The organism is Acinetobacter sp. YH12070 (genome assembly GCF_013419625.1).
Taxonomy (GTDB): domain Bacteria; phylum Pseudomonadota; class Gammaproteobacteria; order Pseudomonadales; family Moraxellaceae; genus Acinetobacter; species Acinetobacter amyesii.
Genome location: NZ_VOZT01000008.1, coordinates 25,891 through 42,462, shown reverse-complemented (window position 1 = coordinate 42,462; position 16,572 = coordinate 25,891). Strand labels below are relative to the sequence as shown.

14 protein-coding genes are annotated in these 16,572 nt (G+C 39.2%); 3 read left to right on the top strand and 11 right to left on the bottom strand.

The genetic code is table 11. From position 1 onward, the window contains the following. The first annotated feature begins 14 nt into the window (after positions 1 to 14). Positions 15 to 1,097, top strand: a complete 1,083-nt coding sequence (locus FTU17_RS03540; RefSeq protein ID WP_180134696.1) for a 3-deoxy-7-phosphoheptulonate synthase — start codon at positions 15 to 17, stop codon at positions 1,095 to 1,097. Between the two features lie 271 nt (positions 1,098 to 1,368). Then, positions 1,369 to 2,559, top strand: a complete 1,191-nt coding sequence (locus FTU17_RS03535) for a PilT/PilU family type 4a pilus ATPase (protein WP_180134695.1) — start codon at positions 1,369 to 1,371, stop codon at positions 2,557 to 2,559. A gap of 97 nt (positions 2,560 to 2,656) precedes the next feature. Here FTU17_RS03535 and gcvH read toward each other — a convergent pair whose 3' ends face one another. The 11 genes from gcvH to FTU17_RS03480 all read right to left on the bottom strand — a co-directional run bounded on the left by gcvH (position 2,657) and on the right by FTU17_RS03480 (position 15,115). Next, positions 2,657 to 3,031: a glycine cleavage system protein GcvH gene (gcvH, locus tag FTU17_RS03530; RefSeq protein WP_078193810.1), complete on the bottom strand. Its 375-nt coding sequence runs from the start codon at positions 3,029 to 3,031 to the stop codon at positions 2,657 to 2,659. Positions 3,032 to 3,103: 72 nt separating this feature from the next. Further along, positions 3,104 to 4,132, bottom strand: a complete 1,029-nt coding sequence (locus tag FTU17_RS03525; RefSeq protein WP_078190954.1) for an AraC family transcriptional regulator — start codon at positions 4,130 to 4,132, stop codon at positions 3,104 to 3,106. A gap of 149 nt (positions 4,133 to 4,281) precedes the next feature. Continuing rightward, the gene (locus FTU17_RS03520) at positions 4,282 to 4,731 is read right to left on the bottom strand and encodes a MaoC family dehydratase (RefSeq protein ID WP_180011729.1); all 450 of its coding nucleotides are present in this window, start codon (positions 4,729 to 4,731) and stop codon (positions 4,282 to 4,284) included. Further along, on the bottom strand, positions 4,709 to 6,583 hold the full coding sequence (locus tag FTU17_RS03515; RefSeq protein WP_180134694.1) for an ABC transporter ATP-binding protein: 1,875 nt from the start codon (positions 6,581 to 6,583) through the stop codon (positions 4,709 to 4,711). The genes FTU17_RS03520 and FTU17_RS03515 overlap by 23 nt, the downstream gene beginning before the upstream one ends. A gap of 99 nt (positions 6,584 to 6,682) precedes the next feature. After that, entirely contained in the window at positions 6,683 to 7,963 is a 1,281-nt protein-coding gene (locus FTU17_RS03510) for a GGDEF domain-containing protein (protein ID WP_257227355.1), read from the bottom strand. Between the two features lie 635 nt (positions 7,964 to 8,598). Continuing rightward, on the bottom strand, positions 8,599 to 9,849 hold the full coding sequence (locus FTU17_RS03505) for a mechanosensitive ion channel family protein (RefSeq protein WP_168377530.1): 1,251 nt from the start codon (positions 9,847 to 9,849) through the stop codon (positions 8,599 to 8,601). Positions 9,850 to 10,096: 247 nt separating this feature from the next. Continuing rightward, positions 10,097 to 10,633 carry a DUF2058 domain-containing protein gene (locus tag FTU17_RS03500; protein ID WP_180011723.1) on the bottom strand — a complete coding sequence of 179 codons (537 nt, stop codon included), beginning with the start codon at positions 10,631 to 10,633 and terminating at the stop codon, positions 10,097 to 10,099. A gap of 12 nt (positions 10,634 to 10,645) precedes the next feature. Then, complete coding sequence (locus tag FTU17_RS03495) at positions 10,646 to 11,320, bottom strand: YoaK family protein (RefSeq protein ID WP_180003692.1); 675 nt, start codon at positions 11,318 to 11,320, stop codon at positions 10,646 to 10,648. Positions 11,321 to 11,354: 34 nt separating this feature from the next. Continuing rightward, the gene (gene sstT / locus FTU17_RS03490; protein ID WP_180109115.1) at positions 11,355 to 12,548 is read right to left on the bottom strand and encodes a serine/threonine transporter SstT; all 1,194 of its coding nucleotides are present in this window, start codon (positions 12,546 to 12,548) and stop codon (positions 11,355 to 11,357) included. 204 nt (positions 12,549 to 12,752) lie between these two features. Beyond that, on the bottom strand, positions 12,753 to 14,489 hold the full coding sequence (locus FTU17_RS03485) for a SulP family inorganic anion transporter (protein WP_180134693.1): 1,737 nt from the start codon (positions 14,487 to 14,489) through the stop codon (positions 12,753 to 12,755). A 308-nt stretch (positions 14,490 to 14,797) separates the two neighbouring features. Further along, the gene (locus tag FTU17_RS03480) at positions 14,798 to 15,115 is read right to left on the bottom strand and encodes a helix-turn-helix transcriptional regulator (RefSeq protein WP_078193801.1); all 318 of its coding nucleotides are present in this window, start codon (positions 15,113 to 15,115) and stop codon (positions 14,798 to 14,800) included. A 282-nt stretch (positions 15,116 to 15,397) separates the two neighbouring features. On the opposite strand from FTU17_RS03480, the gene cysK reads away from it, so the two are divergent. Next, entirely contained in the window at positions 15,398 to 16,396 is a 999-nt protein-coding gene (gene cysK, locus FTU17_RS03475; protein WP_180011715.1) for a cysteine synthase A, read from the top strand. Positions 16,397 to 16,572: the final 176 nt, after the last annotated feature.

Genomic DNA, 16,572 nt, shown 5'->3' with positions numbered 1-16,572 from the left:
AAGGAATAGAACCAATGAATGCGCTAAATACAGCTTTACAACAAACTCAAAATTCAGAAATTCAGAAATCTACACAGTCAAAAGAAACGCTTTTGAGCTTGCCACATCAACTGAAACAACAATTACCTTTATCAGTTCATGCTGCAGAACAAATTGCTGCACATCGTGCAACGATTCAAAATATTTTGACGGGTCAAGACCCGCGTCTAATGATTATTACAGGTCCATGTTCAATCCATGATCCGATTGCTGCTTTGGAATATGCTGAAAAATTAAAACAATTACAGGCACAGGTTTCAGATCAAATTTTTCTTGTGATGCGCGCATATATTGAGAAACCACGTACTACAGTGGGCTGGAAAGGCTATATGTATGACCCAAGTTTAGATGGATCATCTAATATGCAGTTGGGCTTAGAAAAATCACGTGAGCTGTACTTACAAATTATTGAAATGGGTTTGCCGATCGCCTCTGAAATTTTAAGCCCAATGGCGACGGGTTATTTTGATGACCTTTTGGCTTGGGGTGCAATCGGTGCGCGTACCAGCGAATCACAAATTCATCGTGAAATCTCGAGTCATATGCCATACAGTATTGGTTTCAAAAACGGAACAGATGGCTCAATCCAAATTGCTCTAGATGCCATTCAATCTGCGTCCCATCCACACCAGTTCTTAGGTATGAGTCAAGCCGGCTTACCGTGTATTTTAGAATCTGTTGGCAACCCACAAGCACATTTGATTTTACGTGGCTCCAATACAGGTCCAAATTATAGTTTGGCTGAAATAGACAAAATTCGTAGTAAAGTAAAAGGCGATTTACCGGCTTTAGTGATCGATTGTAGTCATGGTAATAGCCATAAAGACCCAATGAAGCAACCTGAAGTATTACGCACTATTGTAGCGGAGCGTGAGCATACCCAAGTGCGTGGCGTGATGTTGGAAAGTCATTTAGTGGATGGTAATCAAAAAATTAGTTGTGACATGACTTATGGTCAATCTATAACAGATGGATGCTTAGGTTGGGATAAGACCATTGCTTTGATTCAACAGGTTACGAATGAACTTCATGCATCACAAATTAAACGTAGTGCTTAACAATCCAGAGCATACTCAGTCTGAATTGATTTACCCCAAAGCCTTAGAACATTGATTGTTCTAAGGCTTTTATTTTGAAAAATCCTTTGTTGCTTACTTCAATATAAAAATTGAAATATGGCCTATATATTTAAAATATATACTGATAATTCAGTGTTTTATGTTTGAGTGAATCAAATTTTTTATGCACAATAATGTCTAAGCTCAATACAGCGCCAGAAATAATGACAATCTGTGCTTGGGTGTTTGAAATTTTATATTGGGGAAGTTGATGTACACTGCTGAATTGCTGGAAGAAGCACGCCGTTTTATGTTCCACATGTTAACCAAAGTGGTTGAATATGGTGGTTCTGATTTATTTATTACGGCAGATTTTCCACCAAGTATTAAACATCAAGGCATGATGAAACCCTTTGGGCAGCAAGAACTTGATGCTGAGAAAACAAAGCTTTTCGCCTATAGTTTGATGAATGAGAAGCAGCGCAAAGAGTTTGAAACAGAACTAGAATGTAACTTTGCGATTAGTGTGCCAAACGTTTCGCGTTTTCGTGTCAATGTATTTCAGCAACAGTTACATGTGGGTATGGTCATTCGTACCATTACGGCAGAAATTCCAAATTTTGAAAAGCTTAAATTACCGGCTTCGCTTAAGCACGTGATTATGGAAAAACGTGGTTTAGTTTTAGTGGTTGGAGGTACAGGTTCAGGAAAATCAACCTCTTTAGCGGCGCTGATTGATTATCGAAATGAAAACAGCGCAGGGCATATCATCACTGTTGAAGACCCAGTGGAATATGTGCATAAGCATAAAAAATTAATGATTACGCATCGTGAAGTCGGTGTAGACAGTCATTCGTGGCATAACGCTTTAAAAAATACCTTGCGACAAGCACCAGACGTGATTTTAATTGGTGAAATTCGTGACACCGAGACTATGGAACATGCAATTGCCTTTGCTGAAACAGGACATTTATGTTTAGGTACGCTACATTCAAATAACGCCAATCAAACCCTAGATCGAATCATTAACTTCTTCCCAGAAGAGCGAAGAAATCAATTGCTTATGGATTTATCGAGCAATATGAAAGCGATTGTTTCGCAGCGTTTAATCCGGACTGAAGATGGTAAAGGACGCCGTGCAGCCGTTGAAATTATGTTAAACACACCGCTCATTTCAGATTTGATTTTGAAAGGTGAGTTTCATGAACTAAAAGCGATCATGGCAAAATCTCGAGAACTTGGGATGCAAACTTTCGACCAAGCTTTATTTGATTTATATAATGACGGCGCTATTTCTTATGAAGAAGCTTTAAGAAATGCCGATTCAACTAATGAATTACGTTTGCAAATTAAACTGAAAAGTTCACGTGCAAATGGTACTTCAGCGACTGCGCAATCCTTTAGTATGGTTGAAGAAAAGAAAGAAGAACCTGAAAGTACCGAAGCTTCGGAAGAAATATAAGCTGCATATTCATGCAAATGTTATATAAGCCAATTCAGCCATCATATTGAAATAAAAAAATCAGCCTGATGGCTGATTTTTTAGATATTAGAAATATTTACAGACCAGCTTCGTATTGCTCGCTTGTCAACAAAGCATCTACATCAGCCATATTGTCTGGTTTAATTTTATAAATCCAACCTTTGCTATAAGGTGCATCATTTACAAAATCAGGATCATCTTCAAGGTCTGGATTGACTTCAACAACCACACCAGAAACTGGAGCATGAATATCAGAAGCAGTTTTTACCGACTCAACCACACCCGCTTGTTCGCCAGCTGTGATATGTTGACCCACATCTGGTGCTTCAACATAAACTAAATCACCCAATGCGTCTTGTGCATGATCAGAAATGCCTGTAACAACAAGGTCACCTTCAATTCGCACCCATTCATGTGTACTTGCGTACTTTAAATCTGAAGGATGATTCATTGATAACTCCTTAAATCCATTAAATTCATTTTTGGCATGAGTTATACATGCTTTTTACGTAAAACAAAAGACTTATAAGTACGGATCTTTACGCCAATTGCTTGGGCTACGACCACTCCAGCGTTTAAATGCACGGCTGAAATTGGCAACATCGCTATAGCCCAATTCATCAGCAATTTGCTCTAAGGTAAAGTCAGTCCGTGATAGAAGCGAAGTGGCATGACGGTAGCGAACTTCGTCGACCAAAGTTGAAAATGAAGTCCCTTCAGCAGCAAGTTGGCGTTTAAGGGTTCGATCGGACATGTGTAGCCGTTCAGCAACACTTTCGATACTTAAATAGTGCTGCTCGGAGTTGGTTAAAATGTCACGAACGCGCATGGCAATACGGTGACGTTCGCCCAAAGCGGAGAGTTCAGCTTCACATTGATTAATCGCGATTTGACTGGCAATCGGGTCTGCATGGACCAATTTATTGGTTAAATATTGCTTATCAAAACTGAGTAAAAGGTGTGGCTGATCAAATCTAAATTGGTGCCGTGGATATTTGGCAATAAACCGCTCAAAACCTTCAGGTTGAGGGAAATCAAAATCAATTTCACCAGCAGAATAATCCACACCGGTAATTGCTTTGCCCATGCTGATCATGCCAAAAATTAAGGCAATTGAAATCTCAGTACGTAAAGGCTCTATCGTAACGTCGGTTTGTAGTTGAACAGTCGCTTTGGTTCCAAAAGTCGAGAAAAAAAGCTGTAAAAAGGGCATGCGTAACTGAATAAAACGGTTTGCCAAGACTAAGGCATCGGTTATGTCCTTCGCCGTCATGATGGCATAGCCAATAAAACCATGAATCGAGATGCGCATTTGGTTGCCCAAATGAAAACCTAAAGTGGGCTCACCGGTTAATCGTAGTGCGTGCTCTACCAATTGATTGGCGATGGGTGTTGGAATACGGAAATCTGGTTCAGCCAATTGTTCGCTGTTTAATCCGAATGGACTAAATAATGTTTCTGCAGTGTAGCCCCATCGAGAGACCACATCTAAAAGGAGCAATCCATACACTCCGGGAATACCCTGATCCTGACGGGAATTAATTGTTTTCATAGCGTTCCGTTGCAATGCGGGTTTTTCTTCTGTTCAAGGTTATATTGGCATGATTCCGTGTTATATCCCACAAAAATTGTTGGACAAACTGACTAGGCTCAACTATTTATAGCGGCCTACCTTAGCGTTGTAAAGTAGGCCGTTAAGGATTAATTCGGTTTAAAATCTTTGGAAAAGACCACAATTTTGGTCGTAGACATATAAAGAACGTCATTGTGCTGATTGAGCGCTTGCGTAACATAGGTCACAATGCCGCGGTCTGTCTTACTTTTCGACGGAGTAATTGCAAATATTTCAACTTCTACACGAATTTTATCCCCTGGACGTGTTGGGCGCGGCCAACGCAGACTTGACTCTGAGCCAATTAAGCCATAAGCCACAGGGAAACATTCAGTCCATAAGCGCATTGTTACAGCAGCAGTATGCCAACCACTTGCCGCTAGCCCTTGAAAGATCGGGTGCTGTTGGGCTTTGACTTCATCTGTATGAAATTCCTGAGGATCAAAAGCGTTGGCAAATTGCTTGATTTCTTCAACAGTCATTTCATATTCACGACTGCTAAAGTGATCACCAACTTTAAGGTCTTCCAGATACAGCATTTTCATCTTCCTTTGATTCTACTTTATGTTGTTCTATTAAAAATCCACCGGTTTGACGCTGCCACAAGTGTGCATAAATACCATTCAAAGCAACAAGCTCTTCGTGGGTGCCTTGCTCAGCAATACGTCCTTGATCCAAGACAATCAAGCGATCCATTTGCGCAATGGTTGAAAGTCGATGCGCAATGGCAATCACAGTTTTGCCTTGCATCAAATCATCTAAACTCGATTGAATCGCGGCTTCGACTTCTGAATCGAGCGCACTTGTGGCTTCATCTAAAATTAAAATCGGTGCGTCTTTTAAAAATACCCGAGCAATCGCAATACGTTGACGCTGACCACCTGATAATTTTACGCCACGTTCACCGACAAATGCGTCATAGCCACGTTGGCCACGTAAATCGATCAATTGAGGAATGAATTCGTCAGCTTTCGCTTTACGCACTGCATCATACATTTCTTCATCGGTTGCATTCGGGCGACCATATTTAATATTTTCTTCAACTGTACGATGCAATAACGAGGTGTCTTGGGTCACCAATGCAATATTTTTTCTTAAGCTATCTTGGGTAATATCTTCTATATTTTGGCCATCAATCGAAATACGACCATGGTTGATATCATAAAAGTGGAGTAAAAGTTGAATTAGTGTTGATTTTCCGGCACCCGAACGCCCGACAATACCAATTTTTTCACCTGGTCGAATAGTTAAATTAAATTGATCGATGACATTTTTATCATTATAAGCAAAACTGACGTCCTCAAATTTAATTTCGCCTTGCGGTACTTTTAAGTCGGTTGCATCAGCTTTGTCTTGAATCTGAATTGGGCGACCCATGGTTTTCATCCCATCTTGAATGGTCCCGACATTTTCAAATAGGGCAGACGTTTGCCACATCATAAACTCGGAAATACTACTGAGTTTTAAAATCATAGCGGTCGCTGCTGCAATGACCCCAAGCTCAGCTTGACCATCCATCCAAAGCCAAACGGCTGTTCCAAGTACGCCACCATATAAAACAATGATCAGCAAATTCGTCGCGATGTTGTATTTTGCCGCAAGTCGCATTTGCTTATACACCGTCACCATAAATTCTTTCATTGAGGCTTTGGCATATTGGCTTTCGCGTCCTGCATGGGCAAACAATTTCACCGTTTGAATGTTGGTGTAGGCATCGGTGACACGACCAGTCATTACTGCGCGTGCATTGGCTTGTTCATTTGAAATTTTGCTTAATTTTGGGATGAAATAGCATGCAGAACCAATAAATAAAGCCAGCCAAAGTAATAAAGGAATAATCAACAGTGGCGATATAGCACCTAAAATGACAGTGATCGAAATCAGGTAAATGAAGACATAGGCCAACATGTCACCAAGAATAATCCAAAACTCACGTACAGCCAGTGAAGTTTGCATAACCTTGGCAGATAAACGACCAGCAAAGTCGTTGTGGAAGAAATCTAAACTTTGTTTCAATAATAAGTTATGAAATCTCCAACGTAGGCGCATTGGAAAGGTACTATATAAAATCTGATGTTTAATAATGGTTTGAAGGCAAGAAAAGAAGATATTTGCCAATAAAATAAAGCTTAAAATAGTTAGATTCGTCTGGTGCTGCTGTAAAAAGGTTTCAGGCTGAGACTTACTGATCCAATTGACTAATTCGCCAATTTTGGAATAAAGCAATGCTTCAAAACTCGCTACACCAGCTGTACAGAGTACCAATAACAAGAGGTATTTTTTTACACCCGTTGCAGCTTGCCATACAAAGGGGAAAAATTTTGTTGGCAATGGTTTATTCAAGTCCTGTTCAGGATAAGCGTCAACTAAATTTTCAAACCATTTAAGCATGCAGATAACCTGAGAATTTTACTGTAATTAATCTTTCTTTCTTCAGCTCTGAGTGTAATGGATTCGCTAATTTTTCTCCATTTTGATTTGTTTATTTACTTAAAAAGCTTGGCTGCAAAAATTCATAAAATTAAAATGCACAACCCGATTACGACCTTGGCGTTTTGCTTCATATAAAGCAATATCGGCTTGTTTAATTAACTGATCAAGTTTGGCGTGGTCAGGGTCAATTTTGGAAACACCAATGGAGATCGAAAATTTCACCAATTGACCATCCATATGAAATTGATATTGTTCCATTTTATGTCTTAACCGTTCAGCAATTTTTAATGCATCTTCTGGGACAGTAAAAGGTAAAAGTACAATAAATTCTTCACCTCCAAAACGTGCCAACATATCGTAAAACCGCATTTCTTTACGTGCAATTTCAGCAATTTGGCATAGCACTTGATCGCCGACATCATGTCCGTATTGATCATTAATCGCTTTAAAATGATCGACATCAAAAATCAATAGACTGGTGCAGACCGTCATCGGGGTTTCTTGGATTTTTTTATTGGCGGCATGTACAAATTGGCGACGATTACTTAACTGGGTTAATTCATCCGTATGGGCAATTTTGCGAAGGGTATGAAAGTTCCAGTCATCTAGCAGCGCTCTTAGAAACGTTTTACGAGAGTTGAGCGTTGAGTTCCAGCAGATATACATACTGAATAGCAGCACAGGAATATACACCAATAAAAAAATCGTAAAATCACCAAAATCATTAATGCGCCATGCGCCAAAAAGGATCGCTGCCGTGATCATGGCTGAGGTCATAATCGAAGGGCGAAAATGCACATGAATACTTAAATTACCCAATACGATCAAAATAATGGCGGCATATTGATAGCTATGAACCAGTTCATTTTTCGACTGAAGTAATATCTCAAACCAGAGAATTGCTGAAATGCAAGTGGCGAGTGGCAAAATCAAATCCAGCAATTTAATCTGTTTGATATATTTAAACAGAACATAGTTCAGGCTAAATGCACCAATAATAGCAATGATACGAATCACACCTGACAGTACTTCTATGTCAGGCAGAACATAGCGATCTGCCCAAAAATAGATTAAAAATGCCAATTGAGCGAAATAGTTGACCTGCTTTAAATAGTCTTTCTGGTTGTAGTACAAAAATTTGTAATAAGCATTTTTAAACTGTGCCGGGATACGTGCAATCGGGTCGGATAAAGCACGCTCAATACGGACACGATTCTCTAAGTCACATGCTTCTGCCTGTATGAGCGTATGTTTGGCAGAAGTGCGATTCATCGATTCTATGAGTAATTGTGATTCGTTTTTAACTGATTTCCGAGAAGGTTGATTGGGGCCTTCCATGATCAAGTTCCTATTTTAGAAGCGTTTTTATGCAACTGTTAACAAATAGTATCTAAAAATGTCTACATTTGTATAGTATTTGTTTGGGTTTTTTTAATTACTGATGTTACGCAGTAACACTAGAAGCGTAATTTGATTTAAATAAAAGTATGATACGCGGTAACGTCATCCGCAAGTGTTTGAGACAGCACTTCTTCTAATCAAAAATGTTTTTGCGATACTTTGAATAATTTGACGCTAGTGAACGAGTTTTGCGGATGACAATGGTTTTGGGTGCTTTTGCCAAAACAAAAGTACCTCCAGCCGAAGGCTAATCCCTTTATTCACCCCCTAGATGTAAGACTCCGTCGAATAGAATTAAAAATCATTTTTAAAATGTGAAATTACTGTTATGTGCGTAACATCAGTTAATTATTTTTAGTTGTTTCAGATGCATTATATTTTTAGGAAATTATACGATCAGCGCATTTATCTAGCCTGCTCTAAATCCTTGCATTGCGCGATAAACAAGCACTAGCAGATGTCGAATAGCTTTTAAAGAAAACGCCCCCAATATATATTCAATCGACATTGTGAATTCTTTAACCTAAAGAATTTCTTCTTCAAATATACATGGGGAGATGCGCAATTAAGTCTTAGCTTTTATCAACATTTGGTTGAACGAGGGCTTTAAAATCGGCACTAGAAGGGGCTTGATAGATTTTAAGTCCAAACTCAGGTGTGATTGCGATCAGATGGTCAAAGATATCCGATTGAATCGCTTCATAATCTTTCCATGCAATGGTTTTACTAAAAGCATAAATCTCTAAAGGAATGCCTTCACTCGTGGGTTGTAACTGACGCACCAAAATCGTTTGGTGTTGGGCAATGCCTGAATGCTGTTGTAAGTAGAATTCTACATAGGCACGAAAGGTCCCAAGATTGGTTAAACGGCGCTGATTATATTGCGACTGATTTGAAAGTTGCTGATTAAACTGAGCAAGCTCTTCATGCTTATGGTCAAGATATTGATCTAATAATAAAAATTCTTTGAGTTTGTTTTGCTCATCCTGAGTCATGAAATGAATAGAGCTTTGATCGATATAAAGCGAGCGTTTGATACGGCGCACACCAGACTGTGCCATACCACGCCAGTTTTTAAAGGTGTCAGTCACCAGTTTATTGGTTGGAATCGTGGTAAAGGTCTTATCAAAGTTCTGCACGGTAATGGTATGTAATGACATATCAATGACATCGCCATCTGCATTAAGCGACGGCATCTCAATCCAGTCACCAATTCGCACCATATCATAAGAAGAAATTTGTACCGAAGCCACCAGTGACAAAATGGTGTTCTGAAAAACCAACATGAGCACGGCCGCCATAGCACCAAAGCCTGCGAGTAATGTAAATACATCTTTTTTCAGGAAAGTACCTAAAATCATCAGGCCACACACCAAAAAAATAATCAATTTGACCAACTGCAAATAGCCTTTAATCGGTTTGTTTCTAGATTTTGGATTACGTTGGTAAATCAGATTAAAAATATTCAGTAATTCAGAAATTGCCAAAGCAATGGTCAAGAAGATAAAAGCCTGACAAGCCATCTGCACGATTGAAATAAATTTCACAGATAAATGTGGGACTGTGGTTATGCCATTTAAGATCACAATTGCTGGAACAATGTTAGCAAAGCGTTTAATCACACTATGTTCTGACAAAATTTGACTATGGCTAAAGGCCATTTTAGAAACGAGCTTACGAATTCCACGCACCACGATTTGCTTGGCGATAAAATTTGCGATAATGGCAAAAATAATAATAAGACTGAGCGAAGTCAGCATTTCTAGCCACGGATATTGATCTGACCAGTCTTGAATATTTTTAATGAACTGAAATTTTTCCAAAATTATCCTACTCTTATTGAAGTAAATGAAAGGGTTAATGATCAAACTATTGTAATTGTGGTGATTATATAAGCAATTTTATACTCGTAAAATTTACGGAGTTACGACATGTATAGTCCATAATGTTACTTATTGGGTGCTAAGGAATGATTTTTTGAAGGTATAACCGATATTTATGGACTGAAAAAGATTAATGTTGATAAAAAAAAGCCCCCGAATCGGGAGCTTCATTGGCGATTTGAAGTGCTTACCACATTAAATCATCAGGAATTACATAAGCTGCATACGGATCTTCTTCATCCGTGGTTTGTTCATTCACTTCAGAATTATTCACAATAATAAAGCCTTCCATTTTCGCATTAATACGGTCGGCTAATTCTTTTGGTAAAAAAGCATAGTTGCTATTTTCCCGTGCAATAACAAGACTGCCAGCAACCAAGGCATTATAAATTTGCTGATTGATATAAAGCTTTTTGATCTTGGCATCATCGATAAATTGATAGGTCGATTCGCCATCGGTATCACGAATTTTATGCTGATTAATCATTTGCATGATGGCAGCTTTTAATTCTTTTTCTTGCAACACTGCTTTACGATCTTGCTCTAAAGCATGATCTTTTGCGATTTTTTGCTGCTGATCTTGCTCAATTTTCGCCTTGATTTCAGCATCTTTACTTTCACCGGTACGTTTTTCATGTACGGCTTGTTTAGACAATTTTTTTGCCTTTTTATTATCGACCAGACCTGCTTTAAGCAGTTGCGCCTGTAATGCATTTTTAACCATAGTACGTTCCAACTAATCGTGTATATGTCGATAATGAAAATAGATGATCCAATATACTGCGCTCATGACTAAACTGAGTGCGGCAGGAATCAGGAATGCGTTTAATTTTAAATAAGGATAAAGCCAACTGGCAAGTATGCCACCGACGATAAATCCCGCTAAAATTAATAAATGTAAGACCACACGTTTAGACTCAACCGAAAGTCCACGAGCTTTATAACCCAAAGCCAAACCTAAGTCCGTCAAAACACCAGAGAGGTGTGTGGTACGAATAATGGTGCCTTTATAGTGGCTGACCATTGCATTTTGTACACCCATCGCCACGCATGCCCAAAGCAAAGCATAACGTGGAAAATAGGGTAATAGCAGCCAACACAGGACAATAAAAAAAGCCACCAAGCTTAATGGGACGCCATAACGTCGGGTTAAGCTAAAGTGACTATTTCCAAGAATAAGCCCACTATAAAATGAGCCAATCACATAACAGAGCAAGACTAAAATCAAATAAATAATCGTAGCTGGCTGCCATGCAATGAAGGCCATGGCTAACATACTGACATTACCCGTCATGTGAGATACCGACTGGTGCAAGATCGTCACCAGGCCGAGTACATTAATCATTCCTGCATTCACTGCGAGAAAAAAAGCACCCAGTTGTATCCAAAGCGGTAAAGTTTGAAAAGGCATGGCCTCGCCTTAAAAAGTATCCAATATCAGGATATTATCTTAAACCACGGTCTACTGCAGCTGTAAATAATACGTCAGTCGAAGAGTTTAAAGCTGTTTCAGTTGAATCTTGAAGTACACTAATGACCATACCAATGGCAACAACTTGCATCGCGATATCACTTGAAATACCAAACAGGCCACAAGCCACTGGAATAAGCAGCAATGAACCACCAGCAACACCTGAAGCACCACATGCAGAAACGGTAGCAACGACTGATAAAATCAACATTGTGCTGAAATCAACAGAAATGCCCAAAGTATGAACTGCTGCTAGTGTGAGGACTGTAATTGTGACCGATGCACCTGCCATATTGACAGTTGCACCTAAAGGAATCGCTACGCTTGCAGTTGACTCTGGTACACCAAGACGCTTTGCAAGGTCAAGGTTTACAGGAATGTTTGCAGCGGAACTACGTGTAAAGAATGCAGTGATACCACTTTCACGTAGACATTGGAAAACCAATGGGAACGGGTTTGAGCGAGTCATAAATGCCACCATTAGTGGGTTAATGACCAAAGCTACAAAGAACATGGTACCGAGTAATACCGCAAGTAAGTGCGCATAACTAACAAGCGTTTTTAGACCTGAGTCGGCAAATGTAACAGCAACCAAACCGAAGATACCAATAGGTGCAAAGTTAATCACTAAACGGATCACTTTATTCACTGCATCAGCAGCGTCAGATAAAAAGACTTTGGTGTTCTCTGATGCATGACGAAATGCAATACCTAAGGCAACAGCCCAAGCCAAAATACCAATGAAATTTGCTTCAGAAATTGCTGTAACAGGGTTTGCGACAAAACTTAATAATAAGTTTTTCAATATTTCAGCAAGACTGCCTGGCGGCACAAGGTTTTCTGCAGCAACATCAAGAATTAATGTACTAGGGAATAAAAGGCTTGCTACTACTGAACTTAAAGCAGCAAGGAACATACCAATAGCGTACATCAACATAATCGGTTTAATGTAAGAATTACTGCTACCCACTTTGAAATTTGCAATGGATGACAGTACAAGTACAAAGACCAGTATCGGTGCTACGGATTTCAATGCCTTAATGAATAAATCACCAAGCAAACTTAAATAGGGTGCAACGCCCGGAGCCACAACAGCAACCAATACACCTAAAATAATGGCGATAATAATTCGGGTTACTAAACTCAAGCGTGTAAATGCTGAAAACATAGGAGAGCCTTGTCAGAATTACAATGACAAAATGATGAAAATTAGCCCTGTATTTTATACGAAAATGTGGAATGCTTAAAAAATAATTTAATTTAAAAATAAAACTTTGTTTTTTATAATCTATTTTTGTGTATTAAAATGTAAACCCTTCAAAACTCACTGTTTATCAAATTCGCATTGATTAAACAGTGAGCTAATAGGCCTTTAAATTTGGTACTCAGAACTGGCTGTCGCAAGCTCAGTAACGGCTTGATAGTGGGTGAGAAAAATTTGACCACTCAAATGAGTGAGTAATTTTGAGTGCTGCAATTTATCCATGACAGGGCCTTTGACCTCGGAAAAATGCAGTCGAATATCTAATTTTGATAATTCAGCATTTAACTCTTCCAACATTTCTAAGGCACTGAGGTCAATTGAACTGACGCTTGAGCAGTTGATAACAACATGTTCTAGGTCAATATTTTCACTGACTTCATTGATCAGGAAACCTTTAAGCGTATTGGCATTTAAAAACGAGATATTTTCATCTATACGGAGCGAGAGAATATGTGGTGCGGTATAGACATGATGGCGCTGTACATTGCGGAAGTGCTGTGTGCCCTCGACTAAACCGATCACCGCAATATGTGGACGACTGATGCGCCATAACAACAGAATAAAGGTAGAAATGATGCCAATAATGAGACCTGTAGAAATATCGATACACACCACACCGAAAAAGGTCACCCACATCGCTATACCATCAGCTTTTGAATAACGCCATGTATCCACAAAAGGTTTAAAGTCGACTAATTTCCAAATGGAAACAATAATTGTGGCCGCCAAGATCACTAAAGGTAAGTCTTGGAAAAAACCAGTGAAGTAGAGACTGACAACGATAATCAGCAATGACGACAACACACCTGCCATCGGTGTTTTTGCACCTGCATCTGCATTAACAACTGTACGCGATAAGCTACCTGTCACAGGAAAGGCGGAGCTAACCCCAGCGCTTAGATTGGCTAAACCTAGAGCGATCAACTCTTGGTTACTATTAAGTTGGCTTCGTTGTTGTAAGGCAGTAGCTTGGGCGATAGACAGTGACTCAACAAAACTAATCATTGTAATCATTGTTGCACCGGGCAGTAAGGTTTGTACCAGTTCCCAGTTCCAATGTGGAAAGCTTAAGGGTGGAAAACCTGAAGGAATTTCACCGACGGTTTTAATACCGACATTTTGCAGGTCAAATAACATGACCGATGCAATCGAGATCACCACTAATATCAGTGGCAGTGCTTTACTTAGAAAGGCTGTAGAGCCGAATCGGGATTGAATCGATTGAGTGGCCAATATTTTCGGCACATAGATTAAAAACAGTATGGCCAGCACACCAAAGATGAGTGAAGCAAAGTGAGTCAAACTCAGGTATTCCCACAAACTTAAAACAAACTCAGGGATGTTATTGGCTTTAAGCGGGACATCGACGAGAAACTTAAACTGACCCAGTGCAATGAGCAGTGCCGAAGCAATAATGAAGCTTTTAATGACAGGATGACTGATCAACTGAATTAAAAAACCGAAACGGAATACACCCAAAAGTAGAGAAATCAGCCCGACCATTAAGGCCAAAAGTGTCGCTGCTTCAATATAAACAGGCGAACCAACTTCAAATAGCGGATTGAGCGTGGCGAAGGTCATCATCGAAATGATTGCCACAGGGCCAATCGATAAGGTTGAACTTCCTCCAATGAGGGCGTACACAATCATTGGTAAAATACTGGCATATAAACCCATGATTGGAGGTAAACCGGCCAGCATAGAATACGCCATACCTTGAGGAACCAACATGGCAATCACGATCAGCGAAGCAAGTACATCAGATTTAAATTTCACGGGGCTGTAGTGCTGTAACCACTGCCAAGCAGGAAATTTCTGTAAGAAATGAGGTTTTAAATCTGACATAAACTTATCTAAATCACAATTTCATATATATTATGCACAAAAAGTGCTAAGAAGTCTTGTGCAATAAATTTTGACCGTTCAATATCGCTGCTTATTTACGGGATATGTAAGAAACCATCATTTTAAATGAATTAATAAAAAGTATGAGCTGATTTAAAGCTTTGGATATTCGAAATAGATATAGATATTGAAATTTTGAAGAAGTATTGCGGGTAAATTGAGGTATTGAATTGCTGTCCATTGCGATAATTCATCTATAGTGGTGCAAGAACAGCATGTCTGGCTTGAAATTTTAAAATAACTGAGTGTTATTTATAAGATTGGTTGCAATACAATTGGTAAAGAGTATTGAGAACTTGAACTAAATTTGCATCTTTAATTGAATAATAAATTTGCTTTCCATCACGACGCGTGGTCACAACATCACTTTTGCGTAACATCATCAGTTGTTGTGAGAGGGTTGGCTGTTTAATATCAGTGATTTCTTCAATCTGAGACACATTCAATTCTTGCTGTGCTAGATGACATAAAATTAGTAGACGATCCGTATTTGCCAGCGACTTTAAAACGCCCACGACTAATTCGGCAGAATCACGCATAGTAGTGATTTCCAGATCGGTATTCATTGGATATGTCCATACGATTAACAACAGCTCAAGTATACGGATATCACGGCTTAATACATTGAATAAATAAGACAATTTCTATGGTTTTTTATGAAATCAAATATCATTAATTTTTATAAGTTTAAATTTAGTTAATCAGTTAAATTTATTGCTTGATTTTAGTGCAAGCTTTCACAAAATGCACATAAATATAAGACATTAGCTTAAAAAATCATGCACACTTTGAAAATAATTGTATCATCTAAAGATCGTATTCAATAAATACACAAGGGATAAATAGTCATGACAACAGATTCAGCTTTTCCAGCAACGAGTAATTTAGGTATCGCAGTATATAGTAATAACGCTGAAGCGATTGGTAATACACCTTTAGTTCGTATTAATCGTGCGATTCAGTCAGAAGCAACGGTCTTGGCTAAAGTTGAAAGCCGTAACCCAGCATTTTCTGTGAAATGTCGTGTAGGTGCAGCTCTCATTGCAGATGCAGAAGAAAAAGGTTTATTAAAACCGGGTATGCATATTGTAGAACCTACAAGTGGTAATACAGGGATTGCTTTGGCATTTGTTGCAGCAGCGAAAGGTTATGCAATTACATTAACCATGCCAGCAAGTATGAGTATCGAACGCCGTAAGGTGTTGAAGTCTTTTGGTGCAAATCTCGTATTGACTGAACCTGCTAAAGGCATGAGAGGTGCGGTCGAAGAAGCACAGCGCCTCGTTGCCGAACATCCTGAAACGTATTATTTACCACAACAGTTTGAAAACCCTGCAAACCCTAAAATTCATGAATTGACCACTGGCCCAGAAATTTGGGAAGCGACCGGTGGTAAAGTGGATATTTTAGTTTCAGGTGTAGGTACAGGCGGTACGATTTCAGGCATTTCAAGCTATTTTGAAAAAGTGAAAAATCAGCCACTTTATTCTGTTGCGGTTGAACCGGCTGAATCTCCGATTATTGCCCAAGCGAAAAAAGGCGAAACACTGACTCCTGGGCCACACAAAATTCAGGGGATTGGCGCTAACTTTATTCCGGGTAACTTAGATCTAGACCTTGTTGATGAAGTGATCGGTATTGAAAGTGCTGAAGCGATCGAGTGGGCACGTAAAACGGCTACTCACGACGGTATTTTAGTGGGTATCTCTAGTGGCGCGGCAATGGCTGCGGCGGCAAAACTTGCTGCACGTCCTGAGAATGCAGGCAAAACCATTGTGGTCATTTTACCGGATGGTGGTGAACGTTACCTTTCTTCCGTTTTATTTGAAGATATTAGTGCTGACTAATAGGTCTGACATGAAAAAAAGCCCATTCATTTGAATGGGCTTTTTTATTGATGATTTTGCTATTTGTACGTGTCTTAAGACGCGTCGTGATCATCGTTTTTGGCATTTTGTTGTTTAGTTTTTCGTTTAGGTGGTTCATGTCCTAACTTTCGAGCGATGTATTTAAACAGGAAGCC